This window comes from Bacillus fungorum (genome assembly GCF_002746455.1).
In the GTDB taxonomy this organism is placed as follows: domain Bacteria; phylum Bacillota; class Bacilli; order Bacillales; family Bacillaceae_G; genus Bacillus_A; species Bacillus_A fungorum.
Window position 1 is genome coordinate 1 of record NZ_NWUW01000056.1, and the last position, 11,267, is coordinate 11,267.

An 11,267-nucleotide genomic window follows, 5' to 3' on the forward strand; every position below is an offset into this window, starting at 1 on the left:
TTGTGAGAATTACTTTATATTTACGAGATTGTGCAGGGAATTCTTTAAACGGGCGCACAATGAAATCCGGAAACTCATCGACAATAATGTGATGGTAAGGTGACACGTTCGGCTCCCTACGGAATACTGCATTCTGCATACTTAACAATATAAATTTTCCTAATACGTTTGAAAGGTCTGCCAATTCCCCTTTTGCAGTATTAACAAGTAAAATGCCACCTTGCTCCAAATGCACATCAAAATCAAAATCGGATTTTCCAAATAAAACCCGTCGTATTAAAACGTTAGAAGCTAAATCTTTTAAGATATTACGCAAACCTTTTACATATTCTTCTTCCCTATCATAATGCATCGGTTGTCCACGATATTTACCAGTTTTATAAGTAGCAGGTTCCCCTTGATTGTCCATTTTTTCACGAATAGTATTATCAAACCATTCATCAATTCCCTTTATAATCTTATACTCGTTCTTTTGATCGCGTGAAGCAGCCCCACTTTGAACAAAATCATATAACTTTTCAACTTGTACTTTTAGTAGCTTATGCATACGATGGACACGTTCTACATCATCATACATTTCTATTAAATCGTCGAAGGTTACATCTTTTTGCGGATTATGTAGTTTTAGTAAATAGATATGCTGCTTAAGGTGGTTACGCTGTGCTTGCTCAAAGAATGCATTGTTGGATTCTGATAAACCTTGAATAACCATTGCGAAAACCTCTGCAACTTTATCAACTGGTCCACGAAGAATGTTGATGTTTTTAGTATCAGGATTAGTTGGATCGATATAGTAAACTGAGCTTTCAGGGATTTTATGTGCTTGTACTAATTTAAATACCTTTTGACATAAATCATTACTCGGCTCAATAACAGTGATACCATTCAAAAATGTTCCTTTTACTTCTTCTGTATCATAATCATTCTTTTTATACGCAGTTTCAAACTTATTTATAAAACGCACCATCCAGTGTAAATCTTGATTTATCATAGGAATAATTAAACTTGATGTTTTACCAGAACCAATTGGACCAATAATGATACCATTTAACGTTCTATCTTTTCCTTTAATCCGGACCATTTCTTTATGCTCAATATGTGGTCCAATTTCTACATCAGGGTATATTTGTTCTTCTTGGCTATTAAACCATTTTTGTAACTTGTGATTTTTATATTCGTATTTTTGTACCCACTTTAATATTTCTTCTCGGTAACGAACAATATGGCCACTATACCAAAGTGTAAACAAAATCATAAATACTGTAGGTAAAAATACAAAAATCATAGTGAGTGTGTGAAAATTCCCTGTTAAAACATGACCTATGGCCTCATACTCACCAAAATTAACATGCTTTGATTTATCCGTAAGATACGGAATAACCTTTGCATGGATCGGAGCAGTTGCAAACCATAAAAATTGAATATCAACTGCAATATGAGAAGCAATTAAAATTATTAACTTCCCGTTCTTCACATGCAAAGCAGGAATACGGCTGTAAAACCTAAAACTAAATTCTCCTAATAGCAAGGAGAAGAACATTAAAATGAGCGGTACATATGTAATTTCTATAGGATAAGACGGTGGTTCAAATGCATAGTAGAGTAACTTGATGTAGTTTACTAAACCGAATCCAAATGAAAGAATAAATCCGCTAATTAAGCCGATTGTAGTAAATAACGGTAATCGTTGTTTAAATGTCTCCATATAGGCTCACCTACTTCTTACAGATATAGTTGAGCTTTATGTTTAAACTTGAATCGATTATTGAATTCTGGTTGGAATAGTTCTTTTGATTTTTCAAGAAAGAATTTCGCTGCATCTTCGGTTTGTTTTAAATATAAATCAATGCTATTTCTTTCGCATAGTTGGTCGTATTCTTCTTGAGAAAGTACCGCAATATTTACTTCTATTTTTTTATTCGTTGCCGTTTCAATTATGACATCATACCAAAAGTAATTCGGCTTTCCTGGAATTTGGATATCTTGTATAGAAACATTAAACGTTGCACCCTCTTCTGTCATATGTTTAAGGACTAGTTCAGGATTTTTAAACGCCTCTCTTGCAGAGATTACTCCCCCATTAGTAGTTGTTGCGAATTGTAAATTCATATTCATTTTTCCACCTTTCTCCATATAAAAAAAGGCAAGCGACACCCACTGTAAAAACAGCGTGTGTCGCTTGCCTTAAATTCATATGTTCTGATTTGATTGTAGTTTTTATTATATGTTCAAACGTTATTCTAACACCCTGAAAAATAAAAATCAATAAAATTATATAGAAGTATATAAAAAATAAGAGATTAATATAATTCAACAAGTTTACGTCTTTTCGGATGTATGTTATTTGCAGTACGTGACATAATCTGTTCTTCCACGTCTATAATAACACCTTCATTTTGGAGGGATAGCAGCAGTACGTTGTCATAAGTGTCCATTAAAAGAATATCTCTAGGTTTTTCACGTTTCGGATAAATAACAACAAGTGGAACGCCTTCGTCTCCTTCTCTTCTTGAAAATACAACATCGTCTAGTCTAGCAATCATTCGGTAATCATTTTCATTCCCAAAAATAAAGAAGAAATCTTGCATAGCATCTTTATCTCTCCTATACGTTCGTCTAAGACCACCATCTATTGTTTCCTTAAATGTTTGAACTTTTTCAAAGAATGCATAGCGCCAATCGACATCTCCTACTTTACGTTGAGATAAAGGTAAAAGAATATCTTGTTCAAAGTTTTGATTATCATCTATTCCTAGAATGATATCTGAAATAACATCTCCAGCTTCTTTCAAAGAGCAGATGTGCATATTTAGATTTGGTAGATTCATTAAATGTTCATGATATTCTCGCATAGAAAATAAGAGATTTTTCATACGTACGTATGGTGGTTCTGCATCTTCTGCAAGGAACATCGACTTGTCATACATAACAAAAACAACCGTTACATTCTCATCAGTTTTTTGCGCGTAATCTATGTACTTCCCTACTTTTTCAACTAAGATAGCATTAGTTTCTTTACACATATCCATCTCAATATAAATATTTTTATTATGATATGAAATGTGTTCATCAGGAATCAAAGGTAACTGAGTCTCTTGAATTGTCATGTTTTTCTTTAGGTAATAGGAACGGATATCTAACTCATTTAATATTTCATTACTAAATGTCTTTTTAGTAATAGCTAGTAGAGTACGTACAACAACTTCACGTGCACATAAAGTATGAATTGTAATTACACGTGAATATCTTTTTTTAGAAACGTTTGGTGGAAGCTTTCCTATTTTTTGTAAGAATTCAATAGTTTTTTCTTTTAAAGAGAATGAAGCTCGTTTTGTTATACTATCCTCCCTTTTATCAATCTTTTTAGTTAGGATAGCGCCGTATTGTGAGTATCGATCTAGCTTTGTGAATATGCTAGCTTCTGAACATTCTCTTCTCTCAAATGCACTATATAACGTTGTGATTTGTCTTGTTGTAAGAGCTCTTTTGTAATATAAAACTGTAAAAACAAATATGTCTGCTTCTTTTAGATGAAAATATTTATGGGTACCTGCCCTTTTATATTTATACACTTTCTGCGACACTATATACACCTCTTATTTATAATTAAATTTAAACAAAATCAGTAGTATTTTATATACTATTACATCTAAATATTGATTGTAAAATAAGAAAAAATGAATATGAGAATTTCTTTTCTAGAGATACCTATTCTTGTACCCCAAAGTTGGGGTGGTAATGATTTTTAAAAATCTATAGTAAATCATTAGCCTCATGGGGTTTACTAGATTCCCCTGAGTGTTAGGGCGAAGTACTACTAGGTAACTAACAATTACTCAGGAAAAATTTAGTAATAAAGTGATGCTATGCCGTCCTAACACAAAGTCGATTAAGATATTAAAATTTTGATGGATTAAAATTATTCAAAAATTATAAAAGGATTTTGGGAATCAAGGGTGATTTTCTTTATTTATTATTTGATTGGATGTTTATTTTTAATACTGGTTTATCTTGAAAATTTAATTTTTAGTTTCCCTCTCTCGTGTTGAAACGGCGATTTAGTTAGAGGAAAATCAATGTTATTTCTATCTTATCAACGGTACATTTCAAGTACATTCATAGGTTTTGTATATTAATATAAGTTACATAGAATTCTCATTCACTAAATTGTAAACCTATGTAACAAACTTGAGGGACCGTTTTTTGTTTATATGAAATTGATAGAGTAAGTATATTAGAAAGATCGAAGTAAAGTTTCAATTATTTTAGTCTATAAAGTATTTAACTAAATAACCTAGTGATTTTGTGAATATGAAATTAACAATCGTCCTTAATAAACTTTTAAAAGTTACTGAAATTGATAAGAAATCGGGTTCGTATATAAACCGTCCTTTTTTCATTAAACATATATTTAGGCGGATTAGTAACACAATTAACATAACATTAACAATCTCTGATTTAACAAGAAGTGAACTGTGTAAAAGAAAATGGAAGCTTTTATCAACATAAATACATGAGTGTAGTGCAAATTATTAAAATGCAGGCGTTTTTCATTATTTATATATAAAGCTTATATATAAAACTTGTATATAAGCTTTATATATGCGCTTTATTATGTTTGGTTTATATAAAATTGACAAGTGATTAGGTATTAGTTGTTGAAACATATAGTGTTACATATACAATGTATACATAAGTTGTATATGTAAGGCGTATAAGTTTTTAATTAGATAATATATAAGTTTCTTGATGATGAAATAAAATCTTTTTTTATGTTTTTATTTCATGTAATCATGATGGTAAAAAAAATATTATGAAAATGTAAATTACATGAAGTGTCAAATTGATATATCATGTGTACGACTTATATATACGTCGCATATAAGAACCTATGTAAAATATAGATTGTTCCCATTAGATGATATATAAAACTTATATACACTTTTTATATAAGTTTTATATAGAATGACTTGATATACGGTGTATAATGATGTACTATGTTTCTAGGAATAATTAACCAATGTTTTAGGGGGGGACAACTTGAACGAAATATTAAGTGAAAAATATCAAACAATTAAGTTTACAGATGAAGTAGTAAACATGTTTGCTGATATTCTTGAACAAGACGAGATACTATATAGTGTATTTCTATACATAGGAAACGTAGTAAATAAACAATTTCAAGAGACAAAATACATGAGGGGCATATCCATTAATGAAATAGTGGAAAATGTAGTTATAAACAGGCGAGTAAAGAAAACAAAAGGGAAATCTTATTCATTAGAGGTTGAACGTACAAATATATCAAGACGTTCAGCTGAAATAAGTGTAAGTACATTATCATCAATGTCTTTAATTTATGAAAAGACTATGCATCCATATAAATTTTTAATCTCAACTTATAGAGGACAACAAGTACTTATTGAGTTAGGGAAAAGAAAAAAAAGTGAATAAGGAGAGATAAAATAATGGCAAAAAACTTCTTGAAGAATGAAGTGGCAGTTAAAATGACGATGGTTGGTTTTGGTCAAGCTGGTACTAGAATGGTAGACAAATTTGCAGAGTATAAGCATACAGATGGGACAGCAGTATATAACTGCTTAGCACTAAATAGTAATGACGGAGATCTAGCTGAATTAAAAAATGTACCAAAAAGCAATCAGGTTTCACTTAAATTAGGTGGCTTAGGTAAAAACCCAGAGCGCGCGGTTAAAGTTCTAGATTCAAATGAGGAAGCAAAAGAAAAATTAAAAGATTTTATCACTGAACGTGTAAGACCATCGGATGAACTTGTTCTATTTTTTGCTGGATTAGGTGGAGGAACAGGAACTTCTACAATAATTAAAGCTATTGAAGAATTTTCGGCATTTCATAACAAGCCGATAATTAGGAAAGAGTTACAAAAGGTTGCACAACAATATCCAATGGCTGAAATTAAAGCAAATCAAGCAAAATTTGCAAGAATAGCCTTTGAAAATGCTATTGAGCGTAAAGATTTTATTAAAATGGGAATTGTGGTGACACTTCCTGTCCGAGCTGATGGGCCAGATGTACTACGACAAGTAAATAAATTTTCACAAGAGATTTGGAAACTAGCAAATGACAAATCTAAAGGTGTAGCATTTGTAGTATTTGCTGATAACCAGCACTTTTATGATGAATTTAAGGGATTAAATGAAAATGAGAAAAAAGGTATTGCTAATTCAAGAGACTATGCAAATCAACGGATTAGTGAGATTATTCATGAGTTAAACACTGCTGCTAATGGTTCTGGTACATCTGTAATACTTGACTCTCAAGACTTTAAACGTATTTTACTTGAAAAAACGGGCTGCTTAGTAATTAATAAAGTTTCTCGTAATATGAACCAAATAGAAAATAGTCATGCGATTATAGATATGTTCCAAGAGTCATTAAGAGGAAGTTCATTCCACCATCCAATTGATTTAATGAAAAAAAATAATGATGGTTCTGTTGAAGCATCAAAAGTACATCATTTTGGTATGTTGGCTATTTTAGATGAGCAAAAAAACATTGATGATTCCTTTATGGATGACGCTAAAGTAGAAGTTTCAAATAATCTACCTATAAATGGTACTGTATTTAATGGATATTTATTAAGTAAAAATGATTTCTTAGGAAGCGTGTATACGTTCTATAAAACTGATGCGTTACCATCAAGGTTATCTAAAGGATTAGTAGAAGAATTTAATGAGTTTAAGGAAAGACAAAGTCAAATTCAATATACAAAGTCCCAAATTAGTACAATAGAGAGTATAGATGAGGATGAAGATTTAGGATTTGCGTTTGGAGATTTTATTGACATGGGTAATGATGAAGAAGATAAAAATTCTGAGATAAATGAAGATGATGAATTAGCAGATTTTCTAGATCCAGATAAGATGTTTGGTACTACAAAATAATAAAAAAGTCTGGATAAATATCCAGACTTTTTTATTATTCTACAGCATTCATAAGAGATTTTATATAATCAATAATATTATCCTGTATGTACTGCTCAATGAAGAGTTGCTTTTTACTCAAATCTTCCTCTTTTTTAAACCATCCTGCTTTCCTAGTACGTTCCTCTTCAGGTTTACTATTCCACAGATTTTCTGCTTGTTTCCTTAATTCTTGTCGTGCTCTGTGCTCAATGATAAAATTATCAAGTCTATCTTGACGTTGACGCAATTTTAGGGTTTCTTCATCCTCTGGTTGTGGCAATTGTTTAAGTATACTCTCCACTCTCTCTTCATAACGAGACTCAATATGTTTTATTCTCTCTTCTAACTGTTTAGATACCATTTTTTCAATGATTTCTGCAGTAGCCTGAAGGTTTAATTCAGTAGATACCTCATTTGATTGATTCTCTGGTGATACAGGTCTTAAATCAAATTGGTGTGGTAAAAGGTCAATAATTGCATCTAAAGACCATTTCTCATCCCTTTTTAGCTTAATAAATAAAGCGATATCAAGATCTAATGTATTATAGAGTTTTTCATTTGTATTCTGGGTTCTTAACGTTTCGTGAAGTCCTTTTTCCTCTAGAATATTGAACCAATTATAAACGGTATTATGATGACGGCCAACTAGTTTAGAAAATTCGGTTATTCGCCATGCTTTTTCAAAAACATTATCATTTAATATATCATCATCGTCAATTTGATGGTCTTGTGATTCGTTTTTTTGTTCAATCATTGTAACTACCTCCTTAAAAATCAATGCATGAACACCCAATCTGAAACTAACATGTAAACTGAAATCAACATGTTAGGCAGTATTGCAGTGATATTCATATAAATCCCTGCGCATCTAGTGATTCACATGAAATCTGAAATTGACATGTGAACGAGTTTTTGTCAACAGAACATTAACTATAAATGCGGAATATGCTTGGTTTGTTGATGTTATTATTAACTTCAAGCATATAAATGGTAATGTGCTATCAATGAAAACCTTGACCCCTTACATTAGTGAGATCAATGATAGTTGCTATGAGATTAACAAAATACGTTACTTAATACTAATGATAAGGAAATATAGTTGTTTTGTAAACAAGTTATAAGGAGATAATCATTGATAGTGTGGAAAAAAGCAGACTTAAGCTAGGAAATTTTAATTATAGTGTATAATTGCTAGAAATAAAGGTAATAATATCACTAAATTAGTAGTATGTTATGAGGTTAAATATATTTAGAGTATAGGATCGCCATCAACATAAATAAACTATGAGATTCAATACCCACTCCATGCTGCATGGAATATTTGAGATGGTTTTATGTGGTTACGGTAATACTGGTGTTTTTTTACGACCTAAAGACATCATTCATCTAATTTCGACTCAACACTGACATTAACATGAAATTCGACATTAACATAGAGAGTACAATGAGTGAATGAATTCATTTAGGTGTCAATGTCTTGTTGACTAATTATCGGTTTAGCCCCACTATATTTGCTGTTTGTTTCACGATATGTATCCTTTCATATTGTGTGTGAATAAAGGATATAAAATTAACGTGTCTACCAGCTATTGAACGATGCCATTAAGAAGACTTATAACGTTATCATTAACATAAGATTGATATTTTCAAAGTCCATTATACCTATTATTAATTTCATATCAACCGAAAGAATTAAATATTAACACTATAGTTTCAAAAGATTTATTAATAGATGGAACTTTGTATTTCAATAGAAGTTTTATATTTTTTTAGTAATTCATTCTTTGTAGTTTCAAGTTGCCGGCGCTCTAGCTATTTATAATATGTTCTACTAAGGAGTATTACTTAAAAGGATACCAATGATATTAAATTCTAGCATGCATACAAATCGCGCGAATTTTGATGACATGTTAATGTCGATTAACATGTCAATGTGATTGACACCTATAAATAAAGCTTAGATTGTTTACATGACATTAATATCGCTTTTGATATTGTGTAGTTTTTAAAAATTGATTGAACATATATATTGTAGGTTTTTTGAATGAAAACCACACGATCGTATTTAAGGAATTTCTTAGATATAGCAATATGCTGAAAACTGTTTGATTGATAGGAGAAAACTTGTTAAATGAAGATGAGAAAAATTCGAATCTATATTTTTTAATAAGATGTTAATGATATCAAGTGAACGTATGTACTTGTTGTTTAGAAAATATTGATATGACATTGATATTTTCTGTTAAGCTTTTAACTACATGTTAATGTCAGTTGATATATTAGTGTGAATCGATTTATAAAACGTACTTTTGTTGTTTACATAACATTAATATGGAGGATTATATATTAATGTTATGTGAATTCGAATGTATATAATGATTGCAAGATTTCCATATGAAAACTCCGGATCTATTGTAAGCAACTTTCTAGACATAGCATTTTTCTGAAGGTTTCGGTTATCCTAGGGGGTTATCTAATTATAAAAGTTATCTATGGTGCAAATTCAATTGTTATTTAGACTAATTATGAGATTATTTTATAAAAATTAAACGTGAAGAGGTATTGACATTTAATTTTTATAAAGATAATCTTGTACATGAATGTTAATTACAAAAGAATTATATACGAATAAATAAAATTAAAATTCTTGCTAAACGGACACACCGAAGGCACATAACCTGCCAATGGTGTGTCTTTTTTATTTTTTGCAGAGGAGTAAAAGGAAACTATGAATACGCACTTAAATTTTTCTGAACAAAGTCTTAATATTCATGGGGTTAAATTTTTTGATGGACTATTAAACATCGTAAAACTAGAAAATGAAAGAAAAGAGTTACCATCTTCAGCTTTAGCTACTTACATCTTGCTTCACTTTGAATGCAATGATATAGGAATGCTACCACGTGAATTTCAAATAATGGATCTTGCTAAGAAAAGTGGGATTCCCTACACAACAATTTATACAGGGTTTCAAATTTGTTTGGAGCGTAGACTCATAAAAGAAACACCTGTTGGAAATCGTACTGTATATGAAATTGTAGATTATGCGTTGTATAACCACACTTCTGCAGAAACTGCAAACATGACAGGTATATCGCTATCGTATTTTCGTATTCCATTTCACCTAATTCAAACAACGATAATGAGTAGTCTAGTAAAGGCTCGTGATAATAGAGGGATTATATTCCTTTTAGATTTAATCAATACTTTTTCAAGAAAAGTGGGTATGGAACATTATAAACATAAAATTGAGGAGTTTCAGATTACAAGAAAGATGTCTTCCTTAAAAAAGAGATTAAATCGTAATGCAAAGAAAGTAAGACACTACATAGAAATTATTAACCCCATTGTGCAATTTACTGCAATCGATTCTAAAGAGAAGAAAGCTAATGAAAAAAGAATTACAAGTGTAAGAAAACAGGTAAAACAAATCATCGTTGAGAAGTTCAACGTGGTATTTTCTTCAAACTGCTTAATTGAGAATGATAAAAAAGAATTACATAGACCAGTAGCGAAGTGCAGAAAAGAAGCGGTGTCTCGTTTGAAACACATGGGACAGGCGTTACGTAAAAAAGATAAAGAAAATATAATGACTGCATTTAGACAAGAAATTGTTGATATCGCAATCTATTTACCGACGAAACAAAAACAAAGTGAATTATTAATTTACGCAATGACTTATGCATTAGATCAAGTTGAAAGTTGTTTGAAAGAGCAAGAAATATTCTCTATTCCAGCATTCATGCGCGTACAGTTTAGAGAAGCCTGGACTTATTTTACTGAGAAAAGTTTGTCTGTAGAAGAAAGTATCGAGATAAGGACAAATTACCATAGGCAACATGGTGATTATCCGGAATTTATGTGATTTTTAAAAAAATATGTATGGCAACCCTTGTTAAAAAATTACTTAAAAGCAAGGGTTATTTGGCATGTTCCTTAATTTGAAGACATGCTTTTTTATTTAGGAAAATATACCTATTAGCATTTTTACGGAAGCATATAATCGATTTACGTTATGTTTGGTTACGATTCAGTATGTTTATAATTCGATTCAGTACTTGTGGTTATCTTAGTAATATGATTCTAACCTTGTGAATTCTGAGTAATATGGTATTTAACTTCTTAATTTGTGATTTCTATGATGTAGAACTTGTATGTAATGGGGATATTACGATAGTGAATTTAGCTTAATATCCAGGAACGTATGTAATACAAGGCTTTAGAGGTGTTTGCTGAATCTCTTTATAATTAATAATTGAGTTTAGTTATATATATTTCTTGTTGTTTGTATATAAAATACTTGTGATTATTTATATTTAATTA

At 30.6% G+C, this 11,267-nt stretch carries 7 protein-coding genes; 3 read left to right on the plus strand and 4 right to left on the minus strand.

The window, feature by feature from the left end; genetic code table 11:
- The 3 genes from CO726_RS29450 to CO726_RS29460 form a co-directional block, all read right to left on the minus strand.
- Positions 1–1,705 (minus strand): type IV secretory system conjugative DNA transfer family protein (locus CO726_RS29450; RefSeq protein WP_483860604.1); only part of this gene is annotated, 1,705 nt, incomplete at its 3' end.
- Positions 1,706–1,722: 17 nt separating this feature from the next.
- Positions 1,723–2,109, minus strand: coding sequence for a hypothetical protein (locus tag CO726_RS29455; protein ID WP_099686649.1), 387 nt, complete (start codon positions 2,107–2,109; stop codon positions 1,723–1,725).
- Between the two features lie 191 nt (positions 2,110–2,300).
- Positions 2,301–3,584: a replication-relaxation family protein gene (locus CO726_RS29460; RefSeq protein WP_099686650.1), complete on the minus strand. Its 1,284-nt coding sequence runs from the start codon at positions 3,582–3,584 to the stop codon at positions 2,301–2,303.
- A gap of 1,456 nt (positions 3,585–5,040) precedes the next feature.
- Between CO726_RS29460 and CO726_RS29465 the strand changes: the two genes are divergently transcribed.
- Entirely contained in the window at positions 5,041–5,454 is a 414-nt protein-coding gene (locus tag CO726_RS29465) for a hypothetical protein (RefSeq protein ID WP_099686651.1), read from the plus strand.
- A gap of 14 nt (positions 5,455–5,468) precedes the next feature.
- Complete coding sequence (locus CO726_RS29470; protein ID WP_099686652.1) at positions 5,469–6,923, plus strand: FtsZ/tubulin family protein; 1,455 nt, start codon at positions 5,469–5,471, stop codon at positions 6,921–6,923.
- A gap of 34 nt (positions 6,924–6,957) precedes the next feature.
- Here CO726_RS29470 and CO726_RS29475 read toward each other — a convergent pair whose 3' ends face one another.
- On the minus strand, positions 6,958–7,698 hold the full coding sequence (locus tag CO726_RS29475; protein WP_099686653.1) for a MerR family transcriptional regulator: 741 nt from the start codon (positions 7,696–7,698) through the stop codon (positions 6,958–6,960).
- 1,974 nt (positions 7,699–9,672) lie between these two features.
- On the opposite strand from CO726_RS29475, the gene CO726_RS29480 reads away from it, so the two are divergent.
- The gene (locus CO726_RS29480) at positions 9,673–10,809 is read left to right on the plus strand and encodes a hypothetical protein (protein ID WP_099686654.1); all 1,137 of its coding nucleotides are present in this window, start codon (positions 9,673–9,675) and stop codon (positions 10,807–10,809) included.
- The last annotated feature ends 458 nt before the right edge of the window (positions 10,810–11,267 follow it).